Below are 15,527 nucleotides of genomic sequence, written 5' to 3'. Positions count from 1 at the left end.
GGCGGGCTGACCCGACCGAGTTCAGGGGCGGTCGGGCAGCTCGTCCACGGTCATCGTGAAGTCCCGCGCGCGGAGCCGGTCGACCAGCGCGTCACCCATGGCGGTCGACGGGGTGAGCACGCCCGCGGCGGCTGGCAGCGACGGACCGTCGAGGGCCAGGCACAGCGCGGACTCACCGAGCATGACGGCTGTGGCGGCATACCCGGGGTCGCCCTGGGCGGCCACGGTGGCGAGGTAGCGGCGGCCGGTCTCCGTGGTGGTCCGGATCTTCATCGCGAACCACCCCGACGACCGGGCCTGCTCGCTCGGTCCCTCGCCGGGCGAAGGGGCGAGGCGGTCGACGATCGGCCGGGTGCGGGGGTGGGCCAGACCGGCGTAGGCCAGGCCCAGCAGCCCCGTGAAGACGGTGGCCCGGCGGCGGCCACGCAACCCCTTGCCGTACGCGCTCACCTCGCGGTAGCGGAACCGACGGCCGTAGGCGTGGTCGCGAAGGGCGTTGCTACGACGCACGATCCGGGTGTTGAAGCCGGCCATGATGAACGGCCCGACCCAGTCGCCCGTCTCTGCGTCCACGAAGACCGCGCTCGCGTCGCGCTCCTTGCCCAGGTCGGGCTCGGCGGCCCGGTCGGGGCTGAGGGCGTAGGCGTCGAAGATGACCTTGCGCAGCGACCTGTCGGCCGCCACCGCCTCGAGCTGGGCCCGGGAGGAGTCGATCGTGCCGCCGCTCAGGCCGCCCTTCGACTTGGCGTGCAGGGTCGTGTCGAGCAGGGCGCCAGCGCCATCGGCGACCGCACGCTGGTGCAGCAGGTGCACCCCGAGGTCGGACGGGATCGAGTCGTAGCCACAGGCCGTGACGATGCGCGCGCCGGTCTCCTGCGCGCGGGCGTCGACGGCGTCGATCGCGCGGCGGACGAACAGCACCTCACCGGTGAGGTCGGCGTAGTGGGTGCCTGCGTCGGCGCACGCCTCGACCAGCGGCAGGCCGTAGCGCAGGTAGGGGCCGACGGTCGACGCGACCGCGGTCGTCGACTCCGCCATGGCGCGCAGCGAGGCGGGGTCAGCGGCGTCAGCCACGACCAGTGGCCAGTCGCGGGCCGCGGCCGGCAGCCCCGACCGCACCTCCTCGAGCCGGCGCTCGGAGCGCCCGGCCAGGGCGATGCGGGTGCCCGCGGGTGCGTGCTCCGCGAGGTAGGCGGCGACCAGGCGCCCGACGAAGCCGGTGGCCCCGAAGACGACGACGTCGTGGGTGCGGGTGGTGGTGCTGGGGCTCATGACTGCGTTCCGTTCGCTCGGGTGTGCGCGATGAGGTCGCGGTACCAGTGGTAGGAGTCCTTGGGGGTGCGGACCTGGGTCCGGTAGTCGACGTGGACCAGCCCGAACCGCTCGGCGTAGCCCGCCGCCCACTCGAAGTTGTCGGTCGCCGACCAGGCGAAGTAGCCGCGCACGTCGGCGCCGTCGCGGATCTCGTCGGCCAGTGCCCGCAGGTGGGCGTCGTGGTAGGCGATCCGTCGCGGGTCGCGCACCCGACCGTCGACGGGGTCGTCGTGGAACGAGCAGCCGCTCTCGGTCACGTACAGCGGCGGCAGCTGCGCGGCATACCGGTCGCGGAAGGTACGCACGATCTGGGCCAGGCCGTCCGGGACGATCGGCCAGTCGAAGTCGGTGCGCTCGTAGCCCTCGATGCGGCGGGCCTCGAACGGCAGCCCCGGCGGCAGCTCGGCGCCGTCGAGCTGGGAGCTGTCGGGCGCCAGCCCGGGCGCACCGATGCGCGCGGGGTTGTAGTAGTTGATCCCGAACCAGTCGAGGGGCTGGGCGATGGTGGGGAGGTCGCCGTCGCGGTAGGTCGGGAAGCCCTGCTCGGTGCCCTCGACGGGGTAGCGGCCGAGCAGCACCGGGTCGGCGAACATCCAGTTCCAGAGGTTGTCGTAGAACTGGGCCGCCTCCACGTCCTGCGGCTCCGGCGAGGCCGGCCACACGGGGGCGTGGTTGCTCGCGATGCCGATCTCGCGGCAGCCGGCCGCGCGCAGCGCCTGCGTCGCGAGCCCGTGCCCGAGGAGCAGGTGGTGCACGACCGGCAGCGCCTCGAACCCGAGCGAGCGGCCCGGCGCGTGGTTGCCGATCGCGTAGCCCAGCATGGTGACGACGTTGGGCTCGTTGAGCGGCATCCACCGCGCCACCCGGTCACCGAGCCGCTCACCGACGATCCCTGCGTATGCCGCGAAGTGCTCGGTGATCTCGCGACCGGTCCATCCCCCGCGGTCCTCGAGGGACTGCGGGGTGTCCCAGTGGAAGAGCGTGGCCGTCGGCTCGATGCCGGCGTCGAGCAGCTCGTCGACCAAGCGGTCGTAGAAGTCCAGCCCGGCGGCGTTCACCGCACCGGCACCGGTGGGCAGGATGCGCGGCCACGAGATCGAGAACCGGTAGCTGTCGACGCCGAGGACCTTGAGCAGCGCCACGTCCTCGCGGTAGTGGTGGTAGTGGTCGCAGGCGACGGCTCCGCTCTCCCCACCCGCGATCGCTCCGGGCTTGTCGCAGAAGGTGTCCCAGACCGAGCGACCGCGGCCGTCCTCGTTGACGGCGCCCTCGACCTGGTAGGCCGCGGAGGCGACCCCGAAGGTGAAGTCCCGGGGCAGGACGGGGAACTCGGTCACCGGGGCATGGCCCCGAGCCGGGCCAGGAGGACGGCCTCGGCCACACAGACCTTCTCGAACTCCCCGAGGTGCAGCGACTCGTTGGCGCCGTGGGCCCGCGTGTCGGGATCCTCGACGCCGGTCACGAGGATCGCCGCGTCGGGGAACTTCGCTGCGAACGAGGCGACGAACGGGATCGACCCGCCGACGCCGATGTCGACGGGCACGACGCCCCAGGCGTCGGTGAAGGCGGCCCGCGCCTGGTCGTAGACCGGGCCGTCGGCGTGCGCGTCGAACCCCGCGCCCTGGTCGTCGAGGTGCACCTCGACCCGGGCGCCCCACGGGGTGTTCGCCTCGATGTGGCGCTGCACCGCGGCATACGCCTCGAGGGGGACCTCGTCGGGCGCAAGGCGGATGGAGACCTTCGCGCTGGCACTCGGCACCAGGGTGTTCGACGACTTCGCGACGGACGGCGCGTCGATGCCGATGACGGTGGCGGTCGGCTTCGCCCAGATCCGGTCGAGCAGGCTGCCGGTGCCGATGACCTCGACACCGTCGAGCAGCCCCGACTCCGCACGCAGGCGGGCCTCGTCGAAGTCGAGGTCGCTCGCCGTGCCCGACTTCAGCCCGGCGATGGCGACGTCGCCGGCGTCGTCGTGGAGGCTGGCGAGGATCCGCACCAGAGGGGTCAGGGCATCGGGGACGGCGCCGCCGAACATGCCCGAGTGCACCCCGTGGTCGAGGGTCGTCACGGTCACGACGACGCGGATCAGGCCACGCAGGGTGGTCGTGAGCGCGGGCTCGCCGATGGCCCAGTTGGTCGAGTCGGCCAGCACGATGGCATCGGCGCGCAGCTTCTCGCCGTGCTTCTCCAGCAGGGTCGGCAGCGAGTCGGAGCCGATCTCCTCCTCGCCCTCGACGAAGACGGTGACGCCGACCGGCAGGGCCCCGGCGTGGGCCCGCAGCGCGGCGAGGTGGGCCATGATCCCGGCCTTGTCGTCGGCGGCGCCCCGGCCGTAGAGCCGGCCGTCGCGCTCGGTCGGCTCGAAGGGCGGGCTGTCCCAGTCCTGGTCGTCGCCGGGCGGCTGCACGTCGTGGTGGGCGTAGAGCAGCACGGTCGGCGCACCCTCGGGTCCGTCGACGTGCCCGATGACGGCGGGGCGGCCCCCCTCGCGGACGATCTCGACGTCGAGCCCCTCGGCCCGCAGCAGCGCGGCGGTCGCCTCGGCGCTGGCCTCCACATGGGCCTGGTCGAACGCGTCGAGGCTCACGCTCGGGATGCGGGTGAGGTCTTCGAGGTCTGTGCGCAGGCCCGGCATGAGGCCGGCAACGGTGTCCCTGAGGGTGGAGATCTGGTCGTCGGTCAGCACGTCGTCAGTCACGGTCGGGAGCCTAACGGGTGGCTCCGACCCGCCCTCCCCCGTGCAGCTTTATCGGGTCTAGCAAGAAGGTTGACCCTCGCACGGGTACCGAAGTCGAGCGAAGCTCAAGGTTCCTGCCAGACCCGATAAAGCTGAGGCCTGGGTGGCGAGTGGATTCACGTGGCCGACGGTGCGACCTTGCGCTGGGTGCCCTGAGCCCCCCGCTGGCACGGATTCAAGGGAACCTGCTCCGACGGCATACAGTGAGCCTGTGTTTGGACGCAACAAGACCCTGAACGAGCAGCAGGCCGAGACGGTCGCGACTGCCCCCCGTGAGGGCGCCAAGAACCGGCCCACGCCCAAGCGCAAGGACCAGGAGGCCGCGAACCGTCGTCCCCTGGTCGTGACCGACCGCAAGGCGGCTCGCGGCGTCGACCGCGACAAGCGTCGTGAGGCCCAGCTGAAGCAGCGAGCGGCCATGGTGACCGGCGACGACGCCCACCTGCCGGCTCGCGACAAGGGACCGGTGCGGCGTTACATCCGCGACTACGTGGATGCCCGCTGGAACCTCGGCGAGTTCATGCTGCCGGTGATGATCGTCGTGCTGGCCCTGTCGTTCATCCGCGTCCCGGCCGTGTTCGCGGCCGTGTCGATCGGCGTCTACGGCCTCCTGCTGGCCGCCGCGGTCGACGGCTTCCTGATGTGGCGGCGGCTCAAGGCCAAGCTCGTCGCCAAGTTCGGCGAGGACAAGGTCGGCCGCGGGCTCGCGATGTACGCGGCGATGCGCGGCTTCCAGCTGCGTCGCTCGCGGATGCCGCGCCCGCTCGTCAAGCGCGGCGACTTCCCCTCCTGACGGCCGGCTGGTGGGTCGGCTACTCCGCCGCCCGCAGGCTCATCGGTCCATAGACCTGGCGACCCTCGTGGAACAGCGTGACGGCGTCAACCCCGAGCTCGGTCAGGTCGTGCCACGACTCGCCGAACCAGTTCTCGGCGTCGGACTGCGACGGGAACGCCGTCGTCACCAGCCCTTCGCCGCTCAGCTCCGCACCGTCGGCGTCGAGGTAGGTCCACGTCCACGCATCGCTCATCCCCCCACTCTAGGGTTCGCACCGTGATCGAGTTCGAGGGCGTGACCCTCGCGTATGCCGCGCGGCCGGTCCTGCGCGACGTCACCTTCGGGGTCCCCGAGGGTGAGCTGCTGCTCGTCGTCGGCCCGACCGGGTCGGGCAAGTCCTCACTCCTGCGGTGCCTCGACGCCGGCCTGGCCCGCGACCCCGACCAGTCGTCCGCCCGCCTCGCCGGCCGGGTGCTGGTCGACGGGGCCGACCTGCACGCCGCCGACCCGGTCGGTCCTCGGCCGCTCGTCGGCCTGGTGCCCCAGGACCCCGCCGGCGCCCTCGGCGCCGGGACGGTGGAGTCCGTCATCGCCGCGGGAGTGCGCGCTCGGGACGCCGATGCTCACGCCGGTCAGCGCCAGGTGGAGGAGACCCTCGACCTGCTCGGCATCGCCGACCTGAGGTCGCGACCGGTCGCCGACCTGTCCGGGGGCCAGCAGCAGCGGGTGGCGATCGCAGTGGCCCTCGTCGCGGGACCGCGGGTGCTGGTGCTCGACGAGCCCACCTCGGCCCTGGACCCGGTCGCCGCGGAGGACGTGCTGGCGATCCTGCACCGCCTGGTGCACGACGTCGGCACCACCGTGGTGGTGGCCGAGCACCGGCTCGAGCGCGTCGTGCACCACGCCGATGCCGTGCTGCTGGTGGAGTCCGGGCGGGTGCGCGGACCGCTCGACCCGGCTGCGGCCATGGCGGACTCGCCCCTCCGCCCGCCCGTGGTCGAGCTCGGGCTCCGGCTGGGCTGGCACCGGCTTGCCCTGTCCGTGCGCGAGGCCCGGCGGTCGGCCCGCACCCTCAGGTCCACGCTCGACCTCTCCGCTGCGGCACCGGCCCCCCACACCGGCGCGGCGACCCGCGCGGTGGCCGGCTCGGCCCTCCCCGCGGCGACCGGCGCGGCGACGACCGCGTCCTCAACCCCCTCCGCTCGCACCACCACCGCAGCCACCCCCGCCCCACTCGTCGACGCGCGGCGGCTCAGCGTCGTGCGCGACACCGTCATCGCGCTGCGCACGGTCGACCTGCGCGTCGCGCCCGGCGAGGTCGTCGCGCTGATGGGTCGCAACGGCTCCGGCAAGTCCACCCTTCTCGCCACCCTCGACGGATCGCTGTCGCCGACGTCCGGTCGGGTGGTCGCGACCGAGCCCGCTGCCCTGGCACCCCAGGACCCAGGGGACCTCCTGGCCGACGCGACCGTGTCGAAGCAGCTGGCGGCGCACGACGCCGCCCAGGGCCTGGCGTCCGGGACGACCCACGCCGTGCTCGACCGGCTCGCGCCCGGCCTCGACGGCCTCCGCGGGCACCGCACGGCAGACCTGTCGGAGGGGCAGCGGATGTCCGTCGCCCTGAGCCTGGTCCTCGCCCGCGGCACCGCGCTGCTCCTGCTCGACGAGCCCACCCGTGGTCTCGACTACGCCGCCAAGGACCGCCTCACCACGATCCTCGCCGAGCGGGCCGCCGCGGGCTGCGCCGTGGTGGTCGCCACCCACGACGTGGAGCTCGCGGCCGAGGTCGCCACCCGGGTCGTGCTCCTCGCCGAGGGTGAGGTCATCGCGGACGGACCTGCGCGGCAGGTGCTGGCCGACTCCCCCGCGTTCGCACCGCAGGTGGCCAAGGTGATGCACCCGTTGCCCTTCCTGCGCGTCACCGACGTCCTGGCCGCGGTCGAGGCGCACGCCTCCCGGTGACGGCCCCTAGACCGGTGGGCCGGCCTGGACCCGGCGCCGGATCTCGGCCAGCCCGTCGGCGCCCGGCTCCACGCTCCACCAGCTCTCGACCCACCAGGTCGCGCCGATGCCCGCCCACTGCGCCGGGGTGCCCGCCGACTTCACGAACTCACCGGTGCTGTCGCCCTCGATGACGACGTCGTAGCCGTCCCAGGACAGACCCGACTCCTCGCGCAGGCCGCGCAGGACGCCCAGCGCCTCGCCGACCGAGCCGAGGGTGAGGTGCGGGCTGCCCGGCTTCGCGTCGGGCACCGCGACCGTCGGCAGGACGCCCTGCCACCGGGCCGCGCGCTCCAGCGAGGGCTGCCGCTCCCGGCCCGGCAGGTAGGCTCCGACCACCCACACCGGTGGGTGCGGGCGCTGGGGCGGGGGCGCCGGCGTCGGTGGGGCGTCGGCCCCCTCCGGCCCCACCGGGTAGTAGGTGCCGTCGAACGTGAACGGCGCACCCGAGAGCAACCCGCGGTAGACCGTCAGCGACTCGTCGAGCTTGCGGGCCCGCACGGCACGGCCCTCGTCGGGCTCGAACCGGGTCCAGCCCGAGTGCAGCGCGCCGAGCCCGACCGACATCACGACGCGTCCGCCGCTGAGCCGGTCCACGGAGCCGGCCATCGAGGCGAGGTCCCAGGGCCGGTGCCGTGAGGCCGGGGTCAGGAGGGTGCCTAGCCGGATGCGGGAGGTCTGCACCGCCGCTGCGGCCAGGGTCACCCAGGCGTGCTCGCCGTAGAGGCTCTCCCAGGTGAAGATGGCGTCCCAGCCGTGCTGCTCCCCGAGGACTGCCACCTCCGCGAACTCGCGCGAATCGGCGAACGGGACCACGAAGCCGTACTTCATGCTCCGAACGTAGGGGCAGGCACCGACAGCCGGTCGTCAGCGGCGAGCGACCTCGATGCGCGGCTCGACGACGACCTCGGTGGTCAGTGAGTTGGCGATGTAGCACTGCTCGTGGGCCTCGTGCAGCATCCGCTCGACGGTCGCGGTGTCGACCGGTCCCGCGTCGGGGCCCGCGGGTCCGTGCGGCGCCACCCGGACCCGCGGCCGGAGCACGATGCGGGTGATCCGTTGCGGCACCAGGTCGTCGGGCATCTCACCGGTTGCGTCGTCCTCGTAGGAGACCACGTCCACACCCCCTCGGGCGGCCACCGCGAGGAAGGACAACAGCTGGCACGAGGACGCCGCCAGCACCAGCAGCTGCTCGGGGTTGGGCAGGTCGGGGTCACCGCGGAAGTGCGGGTCGGCACTCAGGTCGAAACCTTCGGTCGCCGGTGGCATCCACGCCGTGTGGGCCCGCGGGTACGCGCGGTAGCCCGCGCCGGTCGAGCCGCTCCACTCCACCCGTGCGAGGTAGGTGTGGCCGCGGAAGTCCGCACCCGGCATACCCACTCCTCCTGCTGTCTCGAGTCCCCGGCGGGTGGCGCTCGCGGCGCTCAGGCCTCGCGGACGTCGACCTCGACGAACGGCGGCTTCACGACGGTCGCGGCGACCTCGCGCCCACGCACGTCGATGACGACCTCGTCGCCCGCGGCGACCGACGGTGCCAGCAGCGCGAGGGCGATGCCGTTCTTGAGGGTGGGGCTGAACGTGCCGGAGGTGACCTCACCCACGACCTCGTCGCCGACCTTCACCGCACAGTGCGCGCGGGGGATCCCTCGACCCGTGGCCAGCAGACCCCAGGCGACCCGCGAGGGACCGGCGGCCTTCTCGGCGACCAGCGCGTCCTTGCCCCAGAACGACTCCTTCTTCCAGCCGACCGCCCAGCCGACCCGCGCCTGCACCGGGGTGATGTCGACGGAGAGCTCGTTGCCGTGCAGCGCGTAGCCCATCTCGGTGCGCAGGGTGTCGCGCGCGCCGAGACCACAGGGCAGCCCGCCGAACGGCGCGGCGGCCTCGAGGAGGGCGTCCCACAGCTGGGCCGACACCTCCCAGGCCGGCACCAGCTCGTAGCCGCGCTCCCCGGTGTAGCCGGTGCGACAGACGATGACGGGGTGGCCGTTCCAGTCGGTCTCGACGAAGGACATGTACTCGTGCCCGGTCGGCAGGCCCAGCGCGTCGAGCACCTCGTCGCTCTTGGTGCCCTGGACGGCGATGACGCCGTAGCCCTCGTGCAGGTTCTCGACCGTCAGCCCCTCGGGTGCGGCCGCGGCGAGCAGCTCGACGACCTGGGCGGTGTTGGCCGCGTTGGGGATGAGGAAGACGTCCTCGTCACTGCGCAGGTAGGCGATCAGGTCGTCGACGACGCCGCCGGACTCGGTGCAGCACAAGGTGTACTGCGCTTTGCCCTCGTGGATCCGGCCGAGGTCGTTGGCCAGGCAGGAGTTCACGAACTCGCGCGCGCCGGGCCCCGAGACCCGCGCCTTGCCGAGGTGGGAGACGTCGAAGATGCCGACGGACGAACGCACTGCCGTGTGCTCACGGACGACACCGCCTCCGGGGTACTCGATCGGCATCTCCCACCCGCCGAAGTCAGCCATCTTGGCGCCGAGGGCCACGTGCCGGTCGTGCAGGGGCGAGGTCTTGAGGGCTGCGTCGCTCATGCGTCGAACGCTACCGCCCCCCGCCGTCGGCTCCACCAGCACGGCTATCCTGCGCTTGCAGGTGCCACCGCCCCCAGCCCGAAGGATGACTACGTGACCACCGTCAACGTGTCCGACCGCCCCGCCCACGACCTCAAGGCGGACGCCCTCGTCCTCGCCACGGTCGAGACCGCCGGCAAGGCCGCCCTGGCCGCCGGCCACGGTCTGCCGCGGGGAGCCGCGACCCACGTCGCCGCCCAGCTCGCCGCACTGCAGGCGACCGGCTCCGCCGAGGAGGTCCTGACCATCGCCGGGGTGCCCGGTGTGGCCGCGGCACGCGTGGTCCTGACCGGGCTCGGCAAGGGCACGTCCCGCACCACCTCCTTCGACCACGAGGTGCTGCGTCGCGCCGCCGGTGCCGCCGTGCGCTCGCTCAAGAACGCCGCCCGGGTCGCGCTCGCCCTCCCGACCACCGGTGCCGAGTCCGTCGCCGCCGTGGCCGAGGGCGCCGCCCTCGGCGCCTACCGGTATGCCGGTGTGCGGGGTCCCAGCGCCAAGGCCGGCAAGGGCGTCACCGCCATCACGGTCCTCACCTCCGACGCCCGCCTGAAGCCGGTCAAGGCCGCCGCCACCCGCGCCGCGGTCCTCGCCGACGCGAAGGCCTACGCCCGCGACCTGGTCAACACCCCGCCGAACAAGCTCTTCCCGCAGTCGTTCGCGGACTCGGTCAAGGCGCGCAACACCGCGGCCAGCGCCAAGGTCACCGTCAAGGTGCTCGACGAGGTGGCCCTCGAGAAGGGTGGCTTCGGCGGCATCGTCGGTGTCGGCCAGGGTTCGGTGAACCCGCCGCGCATGGTCACCCTCACGTGGAACCCGCCGAAGGCCAAGGGGTCCGTGGCCCTGGTGGGGAAGGGCATCACGTTCGACTCCGGCGGCCTCAACCTCAAGCCGGCCACCGGCATGCTCACGATGAAGTCCGACATGGCCGGCGCTGCTGCCGTCGCCGCGACCGTGTTCGCCGCCGCCGAGCTCGGGCTGCCGGTCAAGGTCACCGGCTACCTCTGCCTCGCCGAGAACATGCCGAGCGGGACCGCCCAGCGCCCCAGCGACGTCGTGACGATGCGCAACGGCACGACCGTCGAGATCCTGGACACCGATGCCGAGGGCCGGATGGTCCTCGGTGACGGCATCTGCCTCGCCGGCGAGGGCAATCCCGACGCGATCGTCGACATCGCCACCCTCACGGGCGCGCAGATGGTTGCCCTGGGCGCTCGCGTCGCCGGCATCATGGCCAACGACGACGCCTTCCGCGACCGCGTTCGTGCTGCCGCCGACGTGGCCGGTGAGGCCTCCTGGCCGATGCCGCTGCCGACCGACCTGCGCAGCCAGCTCGACTCCGGTGTCGCCGACCTCGCCCACAAGGGCGAGCGCTGGGGCGGGATGCTGACCGCCGGCCTGTTCCTGCAGGAGTTCGTCACCGAGGGCACCCCGTGGGCCCACGTCGACATCGCCGGTCCGTCGTACAACGACGGGTCGGCCTGGGGGTACACCCCGAAGGGCGCCACCGGCTACGGCGTGGGCACCCTGTTGTCCCTCGTCGAGGACTACGCCGGCTGACGCGGCGACACCCGACCCGCCCACTTCGGGCCTCCGGTGTCGCACCGGGACTGCGTCATGGCGGTTTCGTGCGGCACCAGCGGCCATAAGTGCTCAGCAGCAACGCCAGAGGGGCCCGTCCGATCCGGACGGGCCCCTCTGGCAGATATATCTCGAGGGCTGGGTGGGCGGCTCAGCCACCGCTCTTGCGACGGAACATCTGCTGCGTCGCGTTCGTGGCCGCGCCCTGGGCGTGGTCGACCTTGCCGTGCTCGGAGTCGTCCGACACGTCCCGTCCCGCATGCGCCTGCTTCTTCTCGAGGGCCTCGCGGAACTTGCGCTTCACGTCCTCGCTGGGTCCCTGCCCTCCGGCCTTCTGTTCTCGAGACTTCCGCGCGTCACCGGACTTGGCCATGGTGCCTCCTGCTCCTCGCTGTGGACGAGCCGTTCGGCCCGCAGGTCTGTGTCCCCACCCTCGCACCCCGCACCGCCGGGCACCACCGCAGAACCCGGTGGGTCGGCACGCGGCATACGGTCAGGGCTTCTTGCGCTGGCGCGAGTTCCACTCGCGCATCCGGTTGGGGTAACCGGTCTGGAGCACGTCGTAGACGGGCACCTCGAGGCTGCGCGCGAGGTCGAACGCGGAGTCGCGCGAGCCGGCCGCGCGACGGGTCCACTCGCCGTCGTGGGCGATGAGGATGACGGTGGTCGCGGTGACGTTGGTGGGCGGCTCGACGTAGGCCTCGACGCCGCGACGGCTCCGCGCGAACTCCGTGAGGTGCTTGCGGACCGCCTGCTGGTCGACCGCCATGTTGGGCCCGTCGGAGGGTCCCTTGATGGAGCGCTTGCCGCCCCGCTTCCACCACGCCATGGTCCAACGATACGGGGACCACCGCCGTGGTCCGGCACCATCGCGGCCACCGGGGTGGCGGCGACTCCCGCGCCGGCTTCCTCCGGGCGGACCAACGGCCGACCTGCTTGCGCCTCGCTGTGCAAACAGTGACAAGATGCTCTGTGTCGATCCCGGACCGGCCACGACCTGACCGCGACCCCTGGGTGACGCGCAAGTCCGATGCACACGACGCAAGGGAGCGAGCATGTCGGCTGACGCCGAGACCACCGAAGAGACCACGTATGACGTGGTGATCCTCGGAGGAGGAAGTGGCGGCTACGCATGTGCGTTCCGTGCTGCCGAGCTCGGGCTCACGGTGGCCCTCGTCGAGAAGGGCAAGCTCGGGGGCACCTGCCTGCACGTCGGGTGCATCCCGACCAAGGCGCTGCTGCACGCCGCCGAGGTCGCCGACACCGCCCGCGAGGGTGCGCAGTTCGGGGTGAAGTCGACCTTCGAGTCGATCGACATGTCGGGCGTCAACGCCTACAAGGACGGCGTGATCGCCCGCCTCTACAAGGGACTGCAGGGTCTGGCGAAGGCCCACAAGGTCGAGCTGGTCGAGGGCGCCGGACGCCTGGTCGACCGCTCCACCGTCGAGGTCGGCGGCCGACTGGTGCGCGGGCGCAACGTCGTCCTGGCCACCGGCTCCTACCCCAAGTCGCTCCCCGGCCTCGAGATCGGCGGGCGGGTGATGACGTCCGAGCAGGCACTGGCCCTCGACTTCGTCCCGCCGCGCGTCGTGGTCCTCGGCGGTGGCGTCATCGGCGTCGAGTTCGCCTCGGTCTTCAAGTCGTTCGGCTCGGAGGTGACCATCGTCGAGGCCCTGCCGCGGCTGGTCGCGGCCGAGGACGAGGCCATCTCCAAGACCCTCGAGCGGTCCTTCCGCAAGCGCAAGATCGCCTTCAGGACCGGCGTGAAGTTCGCCGGGGCGACCCAGTCCGGTGACACCGTCTCCGTGTCCCTCGAGGACGGCAGCACCATCGAGGCCGACCTCCTGCTCGTGGCCGTCGGTCGTGGTCCGGTCACCGAGGGCCTCGGCTACGCCGAGGCCGGGGTGACCCTCGACCGGGGCTTCGTGACCACCGACGAGCGACTGCGCACCGGCGTCGACGGGGTGTATGCCGTGGGCGACATCGTGCCCGGCCTCCAGCTGGCGCACCGCGGGTTCGCGCAGGGCATCTTCGTGGCCGAAGAGATCGCGGGCCTGGCCCCGGCCGTGATCGACGAGACCGGCATCCCCCGGGTCACCTACTGCGACCCCGAGATCGCGTCGGTCGGCCTCACCGAGGCGCAGGCCGGTGAGAAGTACGGCGAGGTCGAGACCTACGAGTACAACCTCGGCGGCAACGGCAAGTCGCAGATCCTGCAGACCCAGGGCTTCGTCAAGCTGGTCCGCGAGAAGGACGGCCCCGTGGTCGGGGTCCACATGATCGGCGCCCGGATGGGCGAGCAGGTCGGCGAGGCCCAGCTGATCTACAACTGGGAGGCCCTGCCCTCCGACGTGGCGAGCCTGATCCACGCCCACCCCACCCAGAACGAGTCCCTCGGCGAGGCCCACCTGGCCCTGGCCGGCAAGCCACTCCACGCGCACGGCTGACCCGAGCGCACCGCACCACCGCACCACCGCACCACCGCACTGCCCGCACTGCCGCACCATCCGCACCGCAGCAGCACCCGCACCCTCGCAGCACCGCCAGCGAACACGAGTACAAGGAGAGACAGGCACATGTCTGAACGCGTGACCATGCCAGCCCTGGGTGAGTCCGTCACCGAAGGCACCGTGACGCGCTGGCTGAAGAACGTCGGCGACACCGTGGCGGTTGACGAGCCGCTCCTCGAGGTCTCGACCGACAAGGTCGACACCGAGATCCCCTCCCCCGTGGCCGGTGTGCTGCAGGAGATCCTCGCCCAGGAGGACGACACCGTCCCGGTGGGCGCCGACCTCGCCGTCATCGGCGACGGCTCCGAGGGCTCCGGGAGCGACGACCAGCCCGCTCAGCAGGAGGGCGGTCAGGACGAGCCGGCGCAGCCGGACGACAGCCAGGGCGAGCAGGACCAGCAGCAGCAGTCGGAGCAGCAGGGGGAGGCTCCTGCCCCGGAGGCACCCTCGACCGACCAGGAGCCGCAGGCCGCGACGTCCGAGCCCGAGCAGGCCCAGTCCTCCGACGACCAGGGCCAGTCCGCTCCTGCGGCCGCCGACTCGGGCGCCGACTCCGGCGCCTCCGGTGGCGAGACCGTGACGATGCCGGCCCTGGGCGAGTCCGTCACCGAGGGCACCGTCACCCGGTGGCTCAAGGCCGAGGGTGACCACGTCGACGTGGACGAGCCGCTCCTCGAGGTCTCGACCGACAAGGTCGACACCGAGATCCCGTCGCCGGTCGCGGGCACGCTGACCAAGATCCTCGTCCAGGAGGACGACACCGTCCCCGTCGGTGGCGACCTGGCCGTGATCGGCGGCTCCGGTGGGGGTTCGGCCCCCGCGCAGGAGGCCCCGGCCCAGCAGGAGGCCCCCTCCCAGGAGGCACCCGCGCAGGAGGCACCCACCCAGGAGGCGCCCACTGAGCAGCCCGCCGCCGAGCAGGCCCCCGCGCAGGAGGCGCCGGCACCGCAGGCGGCACCTGCTCCGGCCGCACCAGCCGCACCAGCCGCTCCGGCTGCTCCAGCCGCTCCGGCTGCCCCAGCCGCTCCGGCTGCACCCGCCGCCAGCTCCGCTCCCGCCTCGTCCTCGGACGAGACCGATGCCTCGGCCTACGTCACGCCGCTCGTGCGCAAGCTCGCCGCGGACAACAAGGTCGACCTCGGGTCGCTCAAGGGCACCGGGGTGGGTGGCCGGATCCGCAAGCAGGACGTCCTCGACGCCGCCAAGGCAGCGCAGGAGGCTGCGGCCGCCCCGGCTGCCGCACCCGCTGCCGCGGCGCCCGCCGCTGCTCCTGCAGCGGCCTCGTCGTCGTCCGGCGGCAGCGCCCCCGCCGTCTCACCGAAGCGTGGGACGACCGAGAAGATGTCGCGGCTGCGCCAGACCATCGCCAAGCGCATGGTCGAGTCGCTGCAGGTGTCCGCCCAGCTCACCACGGTGGTCGAGGTCGACGTCACCAAGATCGCCCGCCTGCGGGCCAAGGCCAAGTCCGAGTTCGAGCAGCGCGAGGGCACCAAGCTCAGCTTCCTGCCGTTCTTCGCGCTGGCTGCCGTCGAGGCGCTCAAGGCCCACCCGTCGGTCAACTCCAGCGTCGAGGGCACCGAGGTGACCTACCACGGCACCGAGAACCTCGGCGTCGCGGTCGACACCGAACGCGGCCTCCTCGTCCCCGTGATCAAGGACGCCGGCGACCTCAACATCGCCGGGCTGGCCCGCAAGATCGCCGACCTCGCCGAGCGCACCCGCACCAACAAGATCGGGCCCGACGAGCTCGGCGGCGGCACCTTCACGCTGACCAACACCGGCAGCCGCGGGGCATTGTTCGACACCCCGATCATCAACCAGCCCAACGTCGCCATCCTCGGCACCGGCGCGGTCGTCAAGCGCCCGGTCGTGGTCTCCGACGGTGACGGTGGCGAGACCATCGCGGTCCGCTCGATGGTCTACCTGGCCCTGTCGTACGACCACCGCGTCGTCGACGGAGCCGATGCGGCCCGCTTCCTCACGACGATGAAGAACCGGCTCGAGGACGGCAACTTCGACTCCGACCTCGGTCTCTGAGGAGC

The 15,527-nt window shown here is 72.6% G+C and carries 14 protein-coding genes; 5 read left to right on the top strand and 9 right to left on the bottom strand.

All coding sequences use genetic code 11. The annotated features are described in order from the left end of the window. Nucleotides 1-21: 21 nt before the first annotated feature. From ASG91_RS00840 to ASG91_RS00830, 3 genes are read right to left on the bottom strand one after another with little or no spacing between them, the layout of a single operon-like run. Nucleotides 22-1,272 (bottom strand): trans-acting enoyl reductase family protein, encoded by a 1,251-nt coding sequence (locus tag ASG91_RS00840; protein ID WP_056920730.1) that lies wholly within the window; start codon nt 1,270-1,272, stop codon nt 22-24. After that, nucleotides 1,269-2,651, bottom strand: a complete 1,383-nt coding sequence (locus ASG91_RS00835) for a GH1 family beta-glucosidase (RefSeq protein ID WP_056920729.1) — start codon at nt 2,649-2,651, stop codon at nt 1,269-1,271. The genes ASG91_RS00840 and ASG91_RS00835 overlap by 4 nt, the downstream gene beginning before the upstream one ends. Continuing rightward, a complete protein-coding gene (locus tag ASG91_RS00830) occupies nt 2,648-4,012 on the bottom strand; it encodes a dipeptidase (protein ID WP_056920728.1) in 1,365 nt (454 codons plus the stop codon). Before ASG91_RS00830 ends, ASG91_RS00835 begins: the two co-directional genes overlap by 4 nt. A 250-nt stretch (nt 4,013-4,262) precedes the next feature. Between ASG91_RS00830 and ASG91_RS00825 the strand changes: the two genes are divergently transcribed. Continuing rightward, on the top strand, nt 4,263-4,844 hold the full coding sequence (locus tag ASG91_RS00825) for a DUF3043 domain-containing protein (protein WP_056920727.1): 582 nt from the start codon (nt 4,263-4,265) through the stop codon (nt 4,842-4,844). A gap of 19 nt (nt 4,845-4,863) precedes the next feature. On the opposite strand, the gene ASG91_RS00820 is transcribed toward ASG91_RS00825, so the two are convergent. Then, nucleotides 4,864-5,079: a hypothetical protein gene (locus ASG91_RS00820; RefSeq protein ID WP_056920726.1), complete on the bottom strand. Its 216-nt coding sequence runs from the start codon at nt 5,077-5,079 to the stop codon at nt 4,864-4,866. Between the two features lie 23 nt (nt 5,080-5,102). Here ASG91_RS00820 and ASG91_RS00815 point away from each other — a divergent pair, with 23 nt between their 5' ends. Beyond that, the gene (locus ASG91_RS00815) at nt 5,103-6,788 is read left to right on the top strand and encodes an ATP-binding cassette domain-containing protein (protein ID WP_056920725.1); all 1,686 of its coding nucleotides are present in this window, start codon (nt 5,103-5,105) and stop codon (nt 6,786-6,788) included. A 6-nt stretch (nt 6,789-6,794) separates the two neighbouring features. Here the strand turns inward: ASG91_RS00815 and ASG91_RS00810 are convergent, their stop codons facing one another. From ASG91_RS00810 to gcvT, 3 genes are read right to left on the bottom strand one after another with little or no spacing between them, the layout of a single operon-like run. After that, on the bottom strand, nt 6,795-7,658 hold the full coding sequence (locus tag ASG91_RS00810) for an LLM class flavin-dependent oxidoreductase (protein ID WP_056920724.1): 864 nt from the start codon (nt 7,656-7,658) through the stop codon (nt 6,795-6,797). Nucleotides 7,659-7,694: 36 nt separating this feature from the next. Then, entirely contained in the window at nt 7,695-8,201 is a 507-nt protein-coding gene (locus ASG91_RS00805; protein WP_056920723.1) for an OsmC family protein, read from the bottom strand. 50 nt (nt 8,202-8,251) lie between these two features. Next, nucleotides 8,252-9,358: a glycine cleavage system aminomethyltransferase GcvT gene (gene gcvT, locus ASG91_RS00800; RefSeq protein WP_056920722.1), complete on the bottom strand. Its 1,107-nt coding sequence runs from the start codon at nt 9,356-9,358 to the stop codon at nt 8,252-8,254. Nucleotides 9,359-9,451: 93 nt separating this feature from the next. Here gcvT and ASG91_RS00795 point away from each other — a divergent pair, with 93 nt between their 5' ends. After that, a complete protein-coding gene (locus ASG91_RS00795; protein ID WP_056920721.1) occupies nt 9,452-10,954 on the top strand; it encodes a leucyl aminopeptidase in 1,503 nt (500 codons plus the stop codon). 172 nt (nt 10,955-11,126) lie between these two features. Here the strand turns inward: ASG91_RS00795 and ASG91_RS00790 are convergent, their stop codons facing one another. Next, a complete protein-coding gene (locus ASG91_RS00790) occupies nt 11,127-11,348 on the bottom strand; it encodes a DUF5302 domain-containing protein (RefSeq protein ID WP_056920720.1) in 222 nt (73 codons plus the stop codon). A 120-nt stretch (nt 11,349-11,468) separates the two neighbouring features. Continuing rightward, complete coding sequence (locus ASG91_RS00785) at nt 11,469-11,804, bottom strand: hypothetical protein (RefSeq protein WP_056920719.1); 336 nt, start codon at nt 11,802-11,804, stop codon at nt 11,469-11,471. A 226-nt stretch (nt 11,805-12,030) separates the two neighbouring features. Here ASG91_RS00785 and lpdA point away from each other — a divergent pair, with 226 nt between their 5' ends. Further along, nucleotides 12,031-13,422 carry a dihydrolipoyl dehydrogenase gene (gene lpdA, locus ASG91_RS00780; protein WP_056920718.1) on the top strand — a complete coding sequence of 464 codons (1,392 nt, stop codon included), beginning with the start codon at nt 12,031-12,033 and terminating at the stop codon, nt 13,420-13,422. A gap of 129 nt (nt 13,423-13,551) precedes the next feature. Continuing rightward, complete coding sequence (gene sucB, locus ASG91_RS00775) at nt 13,552-15,522, top strand: 2-oxoglutarate dehydrogenase, E2 component, dihydrolipoamide succinyltransferase (RefSeq protein ID WP_056920717.1); 1,971 nt, start codon at nt 13,552-13,554, stop codon at nt 15,520-15,522. Nucleotides 15,523-15,527 lie beyond the last annotated feature (5 nt).

Source organism: Phycicoccus sp. Soil802, from assembly GCF_001429605.1.
Classification (GTDB): domain Bacteria; phylum Actinomycetota; class Actinomycetes; order Actinomycetales; family Dermatophilaceae; genus Pedococcus.
The sequence above is the reverse complement of the archived record's forward strand: the minus strand, read 5'-3'. Positions and strand labels throughout refer to the sequence as shown.

Excerpts from the sequence above, each read along its gene's own strand:
- ASG91_RS00810 (WP_056920724.1), bottom strand. The coding sequence starts at position 7,658 with ATGAAGTACGGCTTCGTGGTCCCGTTCGCCGATTCGCGCGAGTTCGCG.
- gcvT (WP_056920722.1), bottom strand. The coding sequence starts at position 9,358 with ATGAGCGACGCAGCCCTCAAGACCTCGCCCCTGCACGACCGGCACGTG.
- ASG91_RS00785 (WP_056920719.1), bottom strand. The coding sequence starts at position 11,804 with ATGGCGTGGTGGAAGCGGGGCGGCAAGCGCTCCATCAAGGGACCCTCC.
- sucB (WP_056920717.1), top strand. The coding sequence starts at position 13,552 with ATGTCTGAACGCGTGACCATGCCAGCCCTGGGTGAGTCCGTCACCGAA.
- ASG91_RS00790 (WP_056920720.1), bottom strand. The coding sequence starts at position 11,348 with ATGGCCAAGTCCGGTGACGCGCGGAAGTCTCGAGAACAGAAGGCCGGA.
- lpdA (WP_056920718.1), top strand. The coding sequence starts at position 12,031 with ATGTCGGCTGACGCCGAGACCACCGAAGAGACCACGTATGACGTGGTG.
- ASG91_RS00840 (WP_056920730.1), bottom strand. The coding sequence starts at position 1,272 with ATGAGCCCCAGCACCACCACCCGCACCCACGACGTCGTCGTCTTCGGG.
- ASG91_RS00805 (WP_056920723.1), bottom strand. The coding sequence starts at position 8,201 with ATGCCGGGTGCGGACTTCCGCGGCCACACCTACCTCGCACGGGTGGAG.
- ASG91_RS00820 (WP_056920726.1), bottom strand. The coding sequence starts at position 5,079 with ATGAGCGATGCGTGGACGTGGACCTACCTCGACGCCGACGGTGCGGAG.